The organism is Parazoarcus communis SWub3 = DSM 12120, assembly GCF_003226565.1.
Classification (GTDB): Bacteria; Pseudomonadota; Gammaproteobacteria; order Burkholderiales; family Rhodocyclaceae; genus Parazoarcus; species Parazoarcus communis.
The window spans coordinates 73,844-88,452 of sequence record NZ_QKOE01000004.1 but is presented as its reverse complement, the minus strand read 5'-3'; the positions used below and the strand labels follow the sequence as shown (position 1 = coordinate 88,452).

Sequence of the window (14,609 nt, the reverse complement as noted above, 5' to 3'; positions counted from 1 at the left end):
AACATGAACTCACGACAACCGGAATCAAAACGTCATGTACAAACTTTTCCTCCAGTGTGCTGCAATCGCCACACATTTCGCGCTAGCAGCTCCGCTTGCCCAAGCACAAGTGTACAAGTGCCTGGATCAAAAAACCGGCGAAACAGCATACTCGGACATCCCATGTTCAATCAGCGCAAGAACCCAAGCCGTAAACACCGAGCCCAATGTCATTGATGCTTCAGGCAGTCGTGAGCAAGCCCTGAAGAAGGAGATTGATGCATTGCGCGATGAACTAAGGGTTCACAAGAGCAGCGCCTCTGCATCCAACCGGTCACAAGCCGACTTGCAGGCTGAACGGATCGATAGCAGGGCATGCGAGCAAGCTAGGCGCTCTTATGATATCGAAGCGGGCTCCCTCAAGCAGAACAAGGCTGCCATCGAGTCAAAACGAGCAGCAATGTATGGTGCATGCGGAATGCAAGAACCCGACAAGGTTGAAATTAACAACACCATCTCCCCTGCCGGGAATTGTTGGCGGGTCGGGCAACAACTAGTTTGTCGCTGAGCTCAAGCGAGTCATGATGCTACGCCGACCGGACAGAGGAAACCCAGCGGCATGAACATCGACACGACCTTCCGCAGGGCCCTTGTTTGTACGACGAACTTAGGATCGTATGAAGCTCGAACTCGCTTACCACGGCCGCTTGGCATGGTTTCAGTCAGACCAAGCGGCGAAAGACAGTACTTTTTGATCAGGCATTCAGGCGGTCGAGTGCCTGCCGCAAGCTGTCCACGGTACGTTCGACCTGATGCAGCTTGTCCAGCCCGAACAGGCCGATGCGGAAGGTCTTGAAGTCGGCGGGCTCGTCGCATTGCAAGGGCACGCCTGCGGCGGTCTGCAGGCCGGCGGCGATGAACTTGGCGCCAGTGCGGATACCATCGTCCTCGGTGTAACTCACCACCACGCCAGGCGCCTGAAAACCTTCTGCAGCGACACTGGGGAAGCCACGTGCTTCCAGCAGTTGACGCACGCGGGCGCCCAGCTCCAGTTGCTCGGCCTTGACCTTTGCCAGGCCATAGGCCTCGGTCTCCTGAAGCACGTCACGCAGGCGCACCAGACCGTCAGTGGGCATGGTGGCGTGATACGCATGGCCACCGCCCTCGTAGGCCTCCATGATCTGCAGCCACTTCTTGAGGTCGGCGGCAAAGCTGGTGCTGGTCGTGGCTTCGATGCGTTCGCGGGCAAGCGGGCTGAACATCACCATGGCGCAGCACGGTGATGCGCTCCAGCCCTTCTGCGGTGCGCTGATCAGCACGTCGACTCCGCATTCGACCATGTCCACCCAGACGGTGCCGGAAGCAATGCAGTCGAGCACGAACAAACCACCGACCGCATGCACGGCGTCAGCCACGGCCTTCAGATAGTCGTCCGGCAGCATCATGCCGGCCGACGTTTCGACATGGGGAGCGAACACGACCTCGGGGCGATGATGCTGGATGGCAGCCACCACGTCCTCGATGGGCGCCGGGGCAAACGGCGCCTGCGGACCCGTGCTGACCGGACGCGCCTTGAGTACGACCGCTTCCTCCGGGATGCGACCCATATCGAAGATCTGCGTCCACCGATAGCTGAACCAGCCATTGCGGATCACCAGCACACGCTTGCCGGTAGCGAACTGGCGCGCCACGGCCTCCATGCCAAAGGTGCCACTCCCCGGCACGATGGCCACCGCGTGGGCGTTGTAAGCGCGCTTGAGCCCGGCCGACAGATCGCGCATGACGCCCTGGAACGACTTGGACATGTGGTTGAGCGCGCGGTCGGTGTAGACCACCGAGTATTCGAGCAGGCCGTCGGGATCGACATTGGGCAGCAGGGCGGGCATGGGTATCTCCTGGATGGGTATTGTGTTTGTTGCGGGTGACGTGGGGGAAACGGCATGGGCATTCTCCCGCGCACCGTCAAGGTCTGGATTGTAGCGGCGTCAGCGATGACGCGGAAATCAGGCCAAGGCCTGTCGCCGCCTGGCCCTTGCCACCCGAGTCTCCTCGAGCTGAGCCTCGGCCAGCACTTGCTGAACATAGTCGAGATGGTCGCAGGCGCAGTTACGGGCGTCTTCCGCACGGCCTTCGATGATGGCGCGGTACAAATCGGTGTGCTGGCGCATCAGCATGCCACGCACTTCACTGCTCTTCGGATACATGCCGCCGATATTGGTCACCACATTGCGCTTGAGCAGATCGAACAGGCTGCGGATGGTGTGCAGCAGAACCGCGTTGTGGCTGGCCTCGGCAATCGCCAGGTGGAAACGCGCATCGGCATCACCCTCCTCGGCCCGCCCGCCACGCTGTTCACCCGCATAGACCGCAACCAGGCGGTCAAATGCCGCGGTCAGACGCTCGCGGTCGGGTTCGGTGGCACGTCTGGCTGCATAGTAGGCGCAGGCGCCTTCGAGCGTGTGCCGAAATTCCAGCAGATCGCGTTGCGACTCGGGGTGCTTCTCCAGCAGATCCAGCAAGGGGTCACGAAACGCGGCGCCCAGCGCATCGGTCACATAAGTGCCACCGCCGTGGCGGCTGCTGAGCAGACCACGGGCGGCCAGCTTCTGGATCGCTTCGCGCACCGACGGGCGCGACACGCCGAACTCCTCCGCCAGCGCCCGTTCTGCCGGCAGACGCTCGCCAGCCTGCAACGACCCCTCCAGGATCATGGCCTCCAGCCGATCGACGATGTCGTCGGACAAGCGACGTTGCTGCAAGGGCCCCGCGTTCATTGATGCACTCCTGTCTTACTGCGCTGCCGGATCAAGGTTTGCGCCGCAATCTACCGGTGCAAGCACCGGGCTGCAAGCCCGCGATCAGCACGCCCATCCCGCGGTGCGAATGCCGGGCGTGCCCTGGTGCTCACGCAGCCAGGACACAACCCCTCAGTCACCCGACCACGAATACGGGTTTGCCTGCAATTGACAGCAGCGCGGAGTCTCTTTTAGGCTACTCACCACCTTGTAAAGTGGTAAGACCACTATACAACCAAAGACCCGCCATCGACAATCGAGGAGACAGTTCATGCAGATTTCGCTACAGATCAATTCAAATCCTGCCGCGTTACTCACGCGACAGAACTGAGCGGAGACCCTCCATGCAAGCTGGTTCCCTCGCCTTCCTGGCCTTTTCCCCCATCCTGCTCGCGGCCATCCTGCTGGTTGGCCTGCGCTTGCCCGCCAAACGTGCGATGCCGGTGGTGTATCTGCTGACCGCCGGCATTGCGTTGTTCGCGTGGGACATGAGCTTCAACCGTGTCCTCGCCTCAACCCTGCAAGGCCTGATCATCACCGTTGGCGTGCTGTGGATCATCTTCGGCGCCATCCTGCTGCTGAACACGCTGAAGTACTCGGGTGGCATTGCCACCATCCGTCGTGGCTTTGCCACCATCAGCCCGGATCGGCGCATTCAGGCCATCATCATTGCCTGGCTGTTCGGCTGCTTCATCGAGGGCGCCTCCGGTTTCGGTACCCCGGCAGCGATTGCCGCGCCGCTGCTGGTGGCGATCGGTTTTCCCGCGCTTGCCGCAGTGATCCTGGGCATGCTGGTGCAGAGCACGCCAGTGTCGTTTGGCGCAGTCGGCACCCCCATCATCATCGGCGTCAACAGCGGCCTGGATACCGCCACGATCGGGGCGCAACTCAGCGCGCAGGGCAGCAGTTGGGCGCAATACCTGCAGTTGATCACCAGTAATGTCGCCATCATTCATGCCATTGTCGGTACCGTGATGCCGCTGATCATGGTGCTGATGCTGACCCGCTTCTTCGGCAAGGAGAAGAGCTGGAAAGCCGGCTTTGAAGTGCTGCCCTTCGCCCTCTTCGGCGGGCTGGCCTTCACCCTGCCCTATGCGGCGACCGGCATCTTCCTCGGCCCCGAGTTTCCGTCATTGCTGGGCGGTCTGGTCGGTCTGGCCATTGTCACCGCGGCCGCACGGGCCGGTTTTCTGGTACCGAAGAAGACATGGAACTTCGCCGACCCGAAAGAGTGGCCAAACGAATGGCTGGGCAGTATCGAGATGAAACTCGACCAGCTTCCGCGTCACCAGCAGATCGGCGCAATCCGTGCCTGGCTGCCCTACGTGCTGGTTGGTGCCCTGCTGGTGATCAGCCGGGTGTTTCCGGAAGTGGGCAGTGCGCTCAAATCCGTGGTGCTGGTGTTTCCGGACCTGCTCGGCGAGAAGGGCATCCGTGCTGACTTCATGCCGCTCTACCTGCCTGGCGGCATCCTGGTCACGGTCGTGCTGATCACCGTGTTCCTGCATCGCATGCATGCGCGCTCGTTGGTCAAGGCAGTCGGCGAATCGTCCAGAGTGTTGCTGGGAGCCGGTTTCGTGCTGCTATTTACCGTGCCGATGGTACGCATCCTGATCAACTCCGGGGTCAACGCCGCTGCACTGCCGAGCATGCCGATCGCGATGGCACAGTGGGTGGCCGACAGCGTGGGCAACGTCTATCCGCTGCTAGCCCCCAGTGTCGGCGCACTGGGCGCCTTCATCGCCGGCTCGAACACCGTCAGCAACATGATGTTGAGCCAGTTCCAGTTCGGCGTGGCCAGCAGCCTGGGCATCTCGGGCGCCTTGATCGTGGCGGTGCAGGCAATTGGTGCTGCAGCCGGCAACATGGTGGCCATTCATAATGTGGTGGCGGCCTCGGCAACCGTCGGCCTGCTTGGCCGCGAAGGCACCACCCTGCGCAAGACGATCTGGCCGACACTGTATTACGTGCTGGCTACCGGCATCATCGCGTTGCTGGCCATCACCGTGTTTGGCGTCACCGACCCCCTGGTCCCCCGCTGATCACGCCTGCGCCACCCTGTGCCCGCCCCGCTGACCCGGGCGGGCATTGTCGTTGATGCGGGGAAACCCCATGTGCGACCGGCCGGCGTCGGCGCCATAGTGAACACCTGACGAAAAAGAACATCCGGAGCGCTTCTTCCATGTCATCACCTCACTCCAGTGTTGCCACCCCGCAGGCGACCCGGCTCGCGCCACCGCTCGCCGGCGCACGCAACTACCCGGCCCAGAAACCGGCCGAGGTCTATTTGTTTGGCACCTGCGTGCTCGACCTGTTCTTCCCCGAGGCGGGCATGGACGCCATCCGCCTGCTCGAGCGTGAAGGCATCCGGGTACATTTCCCCCAGGGCCAGAGCTGCTGTGGCCAGCCCGCCTACACCTCGGGCTACACCGACGAAGCGCGCGAGGTTGCACGCGCCCAGCTCGCACTGTTCAGCCACGACTGGCCGGTCGTGGTGCCATCGGGCTCCTGCGCCGGCATGTTCCGCCACCACTATGCCGAACTCTTTCACGACGAACCCGCCACCTTGCGCCAGGTCGAGGCGCTGGCCGCACGCACCTACGAACTGGCGGAGTTCCTGCTGGAGGTCTGTCGCATCCAGCTCGATGACCGCGGCAGCCCGATCAAGGTCGCCCTGCACACGTCCTGTTCTGCACGGCGTGAGATGGGCACCCATGTTCACGGCCGCAGCCTGTTGAGCCAGCTTGGGCAAGTCGAACGGGTAGACCACGACCACGAGAGCGAGTGCTGTGGCTTTGGCGGCACCTTCTGCGTGCGCATGCCCGACATCTCGGGTGCCATGGTGCGCGACAAGACCGCTGCACTGGCCGGCGCTGGCGCAGACGCCGTGGTCAGCGCCGACTGTGGCTGCCTGCTGAACATCAACGGTGCGTTCGAGAAGCAACAGCAGTCGCTGCGCGGCGAGCATCTGGCCAGCTTCCTGCTGCGACGCACCGGCGGCAAGTCTGACGGAGTCCAGTCATGAGCGCCCACGCCGACACCCCTGCCATCCCCATCAGCTTCAAGCGCCGCGCGCATGACGCTGTACATGACGCCCAGCTGCGCAAGAACTTCCGCGGGGCAATGGACTTTCTGATGGCCAAGCGCGCCGCCCAGTTTCCGGACGGCGATGAACTTGAACGCTTGCGTGCCTTCGGCAACCGCGTGCGAGCCCGCGCGCTGTCGAAGCTGCCGGATCTGCTGCAGCGCCTGGAAGCCAACCTGACCCGAAACGGGGTCAAGGTGCACTGGGCCGAAACGGTGGACGAAGCCAATGCCATCGTGCATCAGATCGTTGCCGCCCATGAAGCGAAACAGGTAATCAAGGGCAAGTCCATGGTCAGCGAGGAGATGGAGATGAACCATTACCTCGAAGGGCACGGCGTCGATTGCCTGGAGTCGGACATGGGCGAGTTCATCGTCCAGCTCGGCAACGAGAAGCCCTCGCACATCATCATGCCGGCCATCCACCTCAATGCCGGCCAGGTTGCCAGCCTGTTTCACGACAAGCTCGAGGTCGATTACACCGAGGACGTTGACCGCCTGATCCAGATCGGGCGCGAAACCTTGCGGCGCAAGTTCTTTGAAGCCGACATCGGGGTCTCCGGAGTCAACTTCGCCATCGCCGAAACCGGCTCGCTGTTGCTGGTGGAAAACGAAGGCAACGGCCGCATGTCGACCACGGTGCCACCGGTGCATATCGCCGTCACCGGTATCGAGAAAGTGGTCGAGAACCTGCGCGACGTCGTGCCGCTGCTGTCGCTGCTGACCCGCTCCGCCACCGGTCAGCCCATCACCACCTATGTAAATGTAATCTCAGGCCCGCGCAAGGCGGACGAACTGGACGGTCCGCAGGAAGTCCATCTGGTGCTGCTCGACAATGGCCGCAGCCAGGCTTTTGCCGACAGCGAGCTGCGCCAGACGCTCAACTGCATCCGCTGCGGTGCATGCATGAACCACTGCCCGGTCTATACCCGCATCGGTGGCCATGCCTATGGCACGGTCTACCCCGGCCCGATCGGCAAGATCGTCACCCCGCACATGCTCGGACTGGAAGCCACCCGGGATCTGCCGAGCGCATCGTCGCTGTGCGGTGCCTGTGGCGAAGTCTGCCCGGTCAAGATACCCATCCCCGCGATCCTGCGCCGGCTGCGCGAGGAAAACGTGCGCCCGCCCGCTGCCGAGCCGCATCACATGCGCGGCCAGGGTAGCAAGTATTCCCGCCGCGAGCGTTACACCTGGAAAGCCTGGCGCACGCTCAACACCTCGCCACGGCTATACCGCCTGTTCGGCCTCGCCGCCACCCGCTTGTCCGGCCTGATACCGGCCGACATCGGCCCCTGGACCGAACACCGCAGCGCGCCGAAGCCCGCCGCACGCACCCTGCACGAACTGGCCCGCGACCATCTGGGAGAAGACTGAATGAACGCCCGGGACCGTATCCTCGGCAAGCTCAAGCAAAGCCTTGCCGGCACCACCCCCATCGCCGACGACTACGACGATGCCCTGCTGACCGCACCGTGGTCCTACCCGGCCGAACACCGCGTCACCCGCCTGTGCAGCCTGCTGCAAGCCGTACATGGCGAAACGGTACTGACCACTGCCGCCGAGTGGCCGGCACGCGTCAGTGAGGCACTGGCCAGCCGCGGGATCGACGAACTGCTGATCTCGCCCGCCACCGCGCACGGCCAGCAGTTTGCCGGATACCTGGCGCTGAATGGCCTCGTCACCCGGCTGAAAGCATACGACCGGCCGGTGGAGCAGTGGAAGGACGAACTCTTCTTCTCCACGCCGGCCAGCCTCACCGGCACCCTCGGCGGCATTGCAGCCACCGGCAGCCTGGTCGTCTGGCCCACCCCCGCCGAGCCGCGCCTGATGAGCCTGGTCCCCCCCCTGCACATCGCCCTGCTCAAGGCCAGCGAAGTGGTCGACAATCTGTACCAGATCATGCAGACCCAGCGCTGGGCCGAACGCCTGCCGACCAACGCCCTGCTGATCTCCGGCCCCTCCAAGACCGCCGACATCCAGCAGACCCTGGCCTACGGCGCACACGGGCCGAAGGAGCTGATCGTGATGGTGCTGCAGGACGCCTGAGAGGCCATCCTGCGCCCTCCTGTTTCACGGGTGATGCCGCCTGCGTGACGACTTGCTAATATGCGCGCTCGCATCCCGCTCCGTCGGATGCAGCAGCGCAGGAGCAGTGTCATGGTCTACGGCATCACCGATCTCACCACCTTCATCCTCGGCACCATCTTCATTGTGCTGCTACCGGGGCCGAACTCACTTTATGTGATGTCGGTGGCCTCGCGCTGGGGAGTGGCGGCGGGATATCGGGGGGCGTGTGGCATCTTTGTCGGCGACCTGATCCTGATGGTCCTGGCGGCAACCGGTGCGGCATCGGTACTCAAGGCCAATCCCGAACTGTTCATGGCGATCAAGTATGCAGGCGCAGCATACCTGGCGTGGATTGGTCTGAGCCTGGTACGCGGTGCGATCAGGCACTGGCGCAGCGACCCCGAAGAAGCCGTCGATCAGGTGCCAATGACCGACACTGCCCGCCCCTTCCGCACCGCCCTGCTGATCAGCCTGATGAATCCCAAGGCGATCCTGTTCTTCGTGTCCTTCTTCATCCAGTTCGTTGACCCAGGCTACGCCCACCCGGGGCTGTCCTTCATCATCCTTGGCATCATCGTGCAAGTGTGCAGCGTGCTGTACCTGTCGATGCTGATCTTCGGCGGCGCTCACCTGGCACGCGCCTTCCGCCGCCGGCGCAAGCTCGCAGCAGGCGCCACCGGTAGTGTGGGCGGACTGTTCATCGGCTTCGGCGTCAAGCTGGCAGGTGCCACACTGGGCTGAGCGGGCCGGGCTTGACCCGTCGGCGGATTTGAATCTTCCGCGCCGTACTGCTGCATCACCATGCCCGTCTGCCGGCGAATCCGCGATAATGCGCGACCTCATCTGGCCAGTGCCCCGCCTTCATGTCCGACAAACCCCAAGACCGCAACATCCAGCGCAAGGTCGCCGTCGCCGCCTGCTTCGGCACCTTTCTGGAGTGGTACGACTTCCTGACCTTTGCCACGCTGGCAACCTATTTCAGCATTCTGTTCTTTCCGCCTGACGATCCGGTCACCGCGCTGCTCGCCAGCCTGGGGACCTTTGGCGTGGGCATGATCGTGCGCCCGCTGGGGGCCGCGCTGTTCGGCTCGCTGGGCGACCGGTATGGGCGTCGGACGATCTTTCTCGTCACCATCGTGCTGATGGGTGGCGCGACCTTCTGCGTCGGCCTGTTGCCAACCTATGCCCAGATCGGTATCGCGGCGCCGATCCTGCTGCTTGTGCTGCGCATGCTGCAGGGCTTGTCGGTCGGCGGCGAAATTGGCGGTGCTGCCGTCTATCTGACCGAACACGCCCCCGAGGGCAAGCGTGGCGTCTATACCAGCGTGCTGCAGTTGATGGGACCACTCGGCATGCTGGCATCGACTGCACAGATCGTCGCGCTGCAATACTTCCTGTCCGATGCCGACTTCCGCGAGTGGGGCTGGCGGGTGCCGTTCCTGATCTCCATCGTGCTGCTGGCAATCTCGATCAAGAGCCGGCTGAATCTGCACGAGTCGCCGGTATTCACCCAGCTGCGTGCCCGCAACGGCCTGTCGAAGACGCCGTTGCGCGAATGCTTTACCGACCGCCACACCCTGGGGCGGATGGGCCTGCTGTTCTTCTGCATCTCGGCCGGCGGCTCCTTGCTGTTCTTCTCGTCGCAGGTCTACACCACGGTATTCCTGAAGAACGTTGTCAAGCTCGATGCCGCAACCGCCAGCGCGCTGGTGATGGTCGCCACCCTGGTCCTGTTTCCGCTGACGATCTGGTGTGGCTGGCTGTCCGATCGCATTGGCCGGCGGCCGGTGCTGCTGGCCGGACTCGCACTGGGCTGCGTCGCCGTGCTGCCGGTATTTCATGGCCTGCTCGCTTTCGGCAACCCGGCACTGGAGCGCTTCAACCGCGAAGTACCGGTGGTGTTGAGCGGGCCCTCCTGCCAGTACGACCCCTTCTCCGGCGTGCGCAACGACTGCGAGCGCTACCAGGAACTGTTCGCCCGTCTGGGTGTATTGCACACCCGGACCGAAGGTGAGCTGCGGGTGAGCATCGGAGAGCAGGCCATCGACGGCTATCAGCCGGACGCCGTACAGGCCGCGCTGGCAGCAGCGGGCCGACCACTGGCCGCCGACCCCGCAGCCGTCAATCATGCGGCCATCGTCGGCCTGCTACTGGTGCTGGTGGTGGCACTTGCTGCCATCACCGGGCCTCAGACAGCGACACTGGCCGAGCTGTTTCCGGCCCGCACGCGCTACTCGGCGGTCGCGCTACCGCACAACCTGTCGGCAGGCTGGATCGGAGGGATGTCTCCATTCATGGTGACCTGGCTGAGTGTGCGCTCAGGCGACGCGCTGAGCGGCCTGTGGTACCCGGGGGGCCTGCTGATCATGGCCACGGTGATCGGCGTGCTGTTCCTGCCGGAGATCCGCAACCGCTCACTCGACACCTGAATCCTGCTGGATGCGGCACCATCAGCCGCGTCCGGATAATGCGGCGAAGGCCCCTCGGCCTTCGCCAGACGGATCTCAACGACCGTTGCTGAACAGGGTTTTCAGCTGTGCCGCATGTTGCGGACTGGCCTGCTCCACACCCTTCCAGCCCGCCTCATAAGCCTTGGCGCGGAACAGGTTGACCTCGGAGGCCGGCAGTTCGAAGGTTTCGATGCCCGCCTTGGCCTGCCTGGCCTTCTCGTCCTCGGCTGCCTTCAGGTCTTCTGCGGTCTGTGCCTCGACCCAGGCAATCTGCTTCTCGAGGAAGGCGCGCTGGCTTGCGTCAAGCTTCTTCCAGGTGTTCTGGTTCATGAAGAAGCTCACCTCGACGTTGTAAAAGCCCGGATCAACGCGGTACTTGGTCTTTTCCTGCCAACCAAGGTCGAAGATGCCCATCGACGGCCAGCCATAACCATCGACCACCCCACGCTCGAGCGCGGTGTAGACCTCACCCGGCGGCACCTGCAGCGGCGCAGCCCCGATGGCCTGGAAGAAGGCACGATACACCGGCACGCTACGCAGCTTGTAGCCGCTGAAATCGCTGCCGGTGGGCTTCTTGCTGGTGTAGATGTGATACTCCAGCCCATCCGACACCCGCGCCAGCCAGACCATATTGGCTTTTTCGCGATGAATCTTGTCGAGCAAGGCATGGCCGCCATTGGCGCGCAGCTCGGCCATCGGCTTCTCTGCCAGAGTCATCGCCAGCGCCTCCGGCACCAGATTGGCGTGGAACACGCCGGTGCTGTTGGCAAAATCGACCACACCGGCGCGCAAGGCATTACCGACCTCGAACGGTGGCATCGACTCGGGGCCACCGACGACCTGGATCTTCATCACGCCCTTACCCTCGGCGTTGACCTTTTCGACAAAGGCGTTGAAGCGCTTGGCGAAAAAGGTGTCCTTGCCAAACGCCGTCACCGCCTTCAGCGTGATTTCGGCGCCGTGCGAGGTCGAAGCCACCAGGGCGAAGAGGACGCCGGCCGCGAGCCGGGTACTTGTCTTATGCATCGTTGTTCTCCATGGGGTGCGGGGTGAAAATCAGCTCATCAACCGGGGCAGTCCAACCGCCAGCCAGGGGACGAACAGGATCAGTGCCAGAACGACAAGCTCGATGGCGAGAAAGGGGACCGCGGCCGCGTAGATCTGGGGCAGCCGGATACTGGACGGGGCCACGCTCTGCATCACCATCAGCAGCAAGCCAAATGGCGGCGTGAGCAAGCCCATCTCCATGGCGATCAGCATCATCACCCCCAGCCACACCGGATCGATGCCGGCCGCGGTGGCCAGCGGCATGAAGAAGGGCAAGGTGATCATCATCATGCTGACCTGATCGATGACGCAGCCCAGCACCAGCAACAGCAACAGCATGCCGACCACCAGCATCAGTGGCGACACCTCCAGTTCGGTGATCAGGCCAAGCAGACCCGAGGTTGCTCCGGAAAAGCTCAGCAACTGAGAGAAGGTTGTCGAAGCCACCAGCACGAACAGGATGATGACCGAGATTCGCGCCGTTTCCATCAAGGCCTTGTAGAGCGCGTGCAGGGTCAGCACACGGTAAGCCATGGTGGCGATCACCGCGGCAAGCGCGCCGATTGCGGCCGATTCGGTCGGCGATGCCCAACCCGCCAGCATGCTGCCGACCACCGCCACGAAGATACCCAGCAGCGGCACCACATCCCGCATGAAGGGCCACCAGCGCGCCCAGCCCTGATACTCCGCCGCATTCTCATCCGCTGGCGCCAGGCTGGGATCGGCACGGCAACGCAGCACGACATAGCCCAGAAAACCAATCGACATCACCAGCCCGGGCAGAATGCCGCCGATCAGCAACTGCGCGATCGAAATGCCTGCAAGGCTGCCCAGCATGACCGCCAGCGCCGAAGGCGGGATCAGCATCGCAATGCCGCCCACCGCCATGATCGGCCCCATGGCCAGCGTCGGGTGATACCCCCGGCGCAGCATCTCCGGTAGCAGCGTACCGCCCATCATCGCGGTATTGGCAATGGTCGAGCCGGACAGGGTCGCAAACGTCGTGCCGCCCAGCACCGACACCAGCGACAAACGCCCAGGTACGCGGGAGATCAGGCGTTCGATCGCCTCGATCGCCCGATAGGCCAGCCCGGTATGGAACAGGACCTCGCCCATCAGCACGAACAGGGGGATTGGCGTCAGTGAGAAACTGCTGATGGAGCCTACCGAGTTGCGCACCAGCTGTCCCAGCCCGGCCTCCCCCCCCAGAAACACCCAGGCACCGATGAGGTTGACGCCGAGAAACGCAAACGCGACCGGCACGCCGATCAACATCAGTACGAACAGACTGCCCAGCATCAGGGCAAGTGCAGCTTGCCATTCCATGTCAGCGCACCTCCCCGCGACCCAGCGCCAGCTTGAGCCGTCGTGCAAACTCGATCGCGAGCAACACACACGCAAAGGCCATCGGCAGGTTCAGCCACCACTCGGCAAAGATCAGCACCTTGAACACCATGCCGCCCTGCTCGGCAGCATCGATTGCCACCGCAATGCACTGCCAGGCCAGCACTGCACAGATGACGAAACCCAGTACATCCGTCAGCAGTTCAAGCCACCAGCGCCCAATCGGAGAGACCGCACGCAACACCACATCGATACGGATGTGATCACCGACATACAGCAGCCAGGGCGCAGCCACAAAGGTCGCGACCATCAGCATGTACTCGGTCATCTCCACACTCCAGGTAATCGAGCCCAGGCCCAGGTTGCGGATGAAGACGTCGGCACACACCAGCAAACCCATGGCGCCGAACAGCAGTGCCGACACCACGCCACAGCCGGACATCAACAGGTGGTAGGCACGATTTCCCGGCGAGCGATACGACACGGGTGAAGATTGCGCGGCCATGAGGTCGCTCCTGCTGTTTATTTAGAACTAAACATATCAGCAGTAAAAATTTCTGTCCACGCCAGTAAAACAGGCAGAAAATGTCGTCGACATCTTTGAAGACAAGGACATGCGCCAGGCTCGTCCGAATGGTGCACTGCACGAGCACCAGATCAATGCAGCCTCATCGGAAATGCACCATCACGGGTCGGAGTTACTGAACACGCGTGCGCCTGACCCGGCGACCCGTCAGGCGTAAAAACCATATAAAACATATCCTTGGGAAGATTCCGGCCAGCACTCCCGGGAATGGCACGATTGACGCTTGAAACCAGACATCCCTCCCGACCACCGCTGCATCGCAGGACATCGTCAAAGCACTGCAGCATCAGCAATCAGTACAAGCAGCATGGCGCGGGACCGATTCTCGAGTTCACGACCACAACCACAGGAGACACATCATGCCGAGCCGTCCCATCCATGAGGTCATTGCCGAGCGGGAATTCGTCTGCGTACCTTTCGACATGCCAGTACGCGAGGTCACCCGTCGCCTGCTGCAAGCGCATCAAAGCGCCGCACTGGTCACCGAGCACGGTGTGCTGACGGGCATCTTCACCGAGCGTGATGCCACGTTCCGTGTGCTGGCCGCTGGGCTGGATGCCGACCTGACCCCGGTGGGTGCAGTGTTGACCCACAATCCACAGACCATTACCGAAGACAAACCCTTCGGTCATGCCTTGCACATGATGTTCGAAGGCGGCTTCCGTCACGTTCCGGTGATCACGCCGGACGGACGGCCAGTCGGCATCGTTACCGCGCACGATGCCCTCGGGCTGGATGCGATTGCCTTCGGCGACGAACTGCTGCGCCGCGAAGAGATCACCGTCATCCTCTGAGCAGGACGCCTCCTGCCCTGCACCGGAAGCTGCGGTCCAAACCGCGCTTCCGGCGCTTGTCTGCAGTGCCTTACTTGCCGAGCGCCAGAATCCAGTCGACCAGACGGCGGGCATTCGCCTCGGTGATCGCAACGGCGTTGGGCGGCATCGACAGGCCGCTGACCTTACCCTTCCAGTGGCTGCTGTATGGGCTTGAGCCCTCCAGCACGATCCGGGTCAGAAACTCGCTTGCGCCCGGCTTACCCGCATATTGCTTGCCCACTTCTTCCCAGGACGGCCCGATCGGGGCCATGCCATTGGGTCCCGGCTTGCCCGCTTCGATGCTATGGCAGGTCAGGCAACCGCTGGTGGACGCCAGCTTGGCCATCTCGGCGTCGGTCTTGGGGTCACCGGCATGAACCTGCAAAGCCGACGCGGACAACGCGACACAGGCCAGAACGCGTATGTAAGACATGATGGA

The 14,609-nt window shown here is 62.9% G+C and carries 14 protein-coding genes; 8 read left to right on the top strand and 6 right to left on the bottom strand.

Going from position 1 to position 14,609, the window contains the following annotated elements:
* Positions 1–34 precede the first annotated feature (34 nt).
* Positions 35–547: a DUF4124 domain-containing protein gene (locus tag DNK49_RS07445; RefSeq protein WP_110523712.1), complete on the top strand. Its 513-nt coding sequence runs from the start codon at positions 35–37 to the stop codon at positions 545–547.
* 187 nt (positions 548–734) lie between these two features.
* Here DNK49_RS07445 and DNK49_RS07440 read toward each other — a convergent pair whose 3' ends face one another.
* On the bottom strand, positions 735–1,865 hold the full coding sequence (locus DNK49_RS07440) for an aminotransferase class V-fold PLP-dependent enzyme (protein ID WP_110523711.1): 1,131 nt from the start codon (positions 1,863–1,865) through the stop codon (positions 735–737).
* A gap of 117 nt (positions 1,866–1,982) precedes the next feature.
* Complete coding sequence (locus DNK49_RS07435; protein WP_110523710.1) at positions 1,983–2,753, bottom strand: GntR family transcriptional regulator; 771 nt, start codon at positions 2,751–2,753, stop codon at positions 1,983–1,985.
* Positions 2,754–3,118: 365 nt separating this feature from the next.
* On the opposite strand from DNK49_RS07435, the gene DNK49_RS07430 reads away from it, so the two are divergent.
* From DNK49_RS07430 to DNK49_RS07405, 6 genes are all read left to right on the top strand, one after another.
* Positions 3,119–4,816 carry an L-lactate permease gene (locus DNK49_RS07430; protein ID WP_110523709.1) on the top strand — a complete coding sequence of 566 codons (1,698 nt, stop codon included), beginning with the start codon at positions 3,119–3,121 and terminating at the stop codon, positions 4,814–4,816.
* 140 nt (positions 4,817–4,956) lie between these two features.
* Complete coding sequence (locus tag DNK49_RS07425) at positions 4,957–5,799, top strand: (Fe-S)-binding protein (protein WP_110523708.1); 843 nt, start codon at positions 4,957–4,959, stop codon at positions 5,797–5,799.
* Positions 5,796–7,235 (top strand): LutB/LldF family L-lactate oxidation iron-sulfur protein, encoded by a 1,440-nt coding sequence (locus DNK49_RS07420; RefSeq protein WP_110523707.1) that lies wholly within the window; start codon positions 5,796–5,798, stop codon positions 7,233–7,235. Before DNK49_RS07425 ends, DNK49_RS07420 begins: the two co-directional genes overlap by 4 nt.
* Positions 7,236–7,907: a LutC/YkgG family protein gene (locus DNK49_RS07415; protein ID WP_110523706.1), complete on the top strand. Its 672-nt coding sequence runs from the start codon at positions 7,236–7,238 to the stop codon at positions 7,905–7,907.
* 111 nt (positions 7,908–8,018) lie between these two features.
* A complete protein-coding gene (leuE, locus tag DNK49_RS07410; protein WP_110523705.1) occupies positions 8,019–8,669 on the top strand; it encodes a leucine efflux protein LeuE in 651 nt (216 codons plus the stop codon).
* Between the two features lie 122 nt (positions 8,670–8,791).
* Entirely contained in the window at positions 8,792–10,357 is a 1,566-nt protein-coding gene (locus DNK49_RS07405; protein ID WP_110523704.1) for an MFS transporter, read from the top strand.
* Positions 10,358–10,432: 75 nt separating this feature from the next.
* Here the strand turns inward: DNK49_RS07405 and dctP are convergent, their stop codons facing one another.
* The 3 genes from dctP to DNK49_RS07390 are packed head-to-tail and all read right to left on the bottom strand — an operon-like array spanning position 10,433 to position 13,274.
* Positions 10,433–11,404, bottom strand: coding sequence for a TRAP transporter substrate-binding protein DctP (gene dctP / locus DNK49_RS07400; protein ID WP_110523703.1), 972 nt, complete (start codon positions 11,402–11,404; stop codon positions 10,433–10,435).
* A 30-nt stretch (positions 11,405–11,434) separates the two neighbouring features.
* Positions 11,435–12,751 (bottom strand): TRAP transporter large permease, encoded by a 1,317-nt coding sequence (locus tag DNK49_RS07395; RefSeq protein WP_110523702.1) that lies wholly within the window; start codon positions 12,749–12,751, stop codon positions 11,435–11,437.
* Between the two features lies 1 nt (position 12,752).
* Positions 12,753–13,274, bottom strand: a complete 522-nt coding sequence (locus tag DNK49_RS07390; RefSeq protein ID WP_110523701.1) for a TRAP transporter small permease — start codon at positions 13,272–13,274, stop codon at positions 12,753–12,755.
* Between the two features lie 440 nt (positions 13,275–13,714).
* Here DNK49_RS07390 and DNK49_RS07385 point away from each other — a divergent pair, with 440 nt between their 5' ends.
* Positions 13,715–14,149, top strand: coding sequence for a CBS domain-containing protein (locus tag DNK49_RS07385; protein ID WP_110523700.1), 435 nt, complete (start codon positions 13,715–13,717; stop codon positions 14,147–14,149).
* 70 nt (positions 14,150–14,219) lie between these two features.
* Here the strand turns inward: DNK49_RS07385 and DNK49_RS07380 are convergent, their stop codons facing one another.
* Positions 14,220–14,603, bottom strand: coding sequence for a c-type cytochrome (locus DNK49_RS07380; RefSeq protein ID WP_110523699.1), 384 nt, complete (start codon positions 14,601–14,603; stop codon positions 14,220–14,222).
* Positions 14,604–14,609: the final 6 nt, after the last annotated feature.

Excerpts from the sequence above, each read along its gene's own strand:
- dctP (WP_110523703.1), bottom strand. The coding sequence starts at position 11,404 with ATGCATAAGACAAGTACCCGGCTCGCGGCCGGCGTCCTCTTCGCCCTG.
- DNK49_RS07420 (WP_110523707.1), top strand. The coding sequence starts at position 5,796 with ATGAGCGCCCACGCCGACACCCCTGCCATCCCCATCAGCTTCAAGCGC.
- DNK49_RS07440 (WP_110523711.1), bottom strand. The coding sequence starts at position 1,865 with ATGCCCGCCCTGCTGCCCAATGTCGATCCCGACGGCCTGCTCGAATAC.
- DNK49_RS07405 (WP_110523704.1), top strand. The coding sequence starts at position 8,792 with ATGTCCGACAAACCCCAAGACCGCAACATCCAGCGCAAGGTCGCCGTC.
- DNK49_RS07385 (WP_110523700.1), top strand. The coding sequence starts at position 13,715 with ATGCCGAGCCGTCCCATCCATGAGGTCATTGCCGAGCGGGAATTCGTC.
- DNK49_RS07435 (WP_110523710.1), bottom strand. The coding sequence starts at position 2,753 with ATGAACGCGGGGCCCTTGCAGCAACGTCGCTTGTCCGACGACATCGTC.
- DNK49_RS07430 (WP_110523709.1), top strand. The coding sequence starts at position 3,119 with ATGCAAGCTGGTTCCCTCGCCTTCCTGGCCTTTTCCCCCATCCTGCTC.
- DNK49_RS07390 (WP_110523701.1), bottom strand. The coding sequence starts at position 13,274 with ATGGCCGCGCAATCTTCACCCGTGTCGTATCGCTCGCCGGGAAATCGT.
- DNK49_RS07425 (WP_110523708.1), top strand. The coding sequence starts at position 4,957 with ATGTCATCACCTCACTCCAGTGTTGCCACCCCGCAGGCGACCCGGCTC.
- DNK49_RS07415 (WP_110523706.1), top strand. The coding sequence starts at position 7,236 with ATGAACGCCCGGGACCGTATCCTCGGCAAGCTCAAGCAAAGCCTTGCC.
- DNK49_RS07395 (WP_110523702.1), bottom strand. The coding sequence starts at position 12,751 with ATGGAATGGCAAGCTGCACTTGCCCTGATGCTGGGCAGTCTGTTCGTA.
- DNK49_RS07445 (WP_110523712.1), top strand. The coding sequence starts at position 35 with ATGTACAAACTTTTCCTCCAGTGTGCTGCAATCGCCACACATTTCGCG.
- leuE (WP_110523705.1), top strand. The coding sequence starts at position 8,019 with ATGGTCTACGGCATCACCGATCTCACCACCTTCATCCTCGGCACCATC.
- DNK49_RS07380 (WP_110523699.1), bottom strand. The coding sequence starts at position 14,603 with ATGTCTTACATACGCGTTCTGGCCTGTGTCGCGTTGTCCGCGTCGGCT.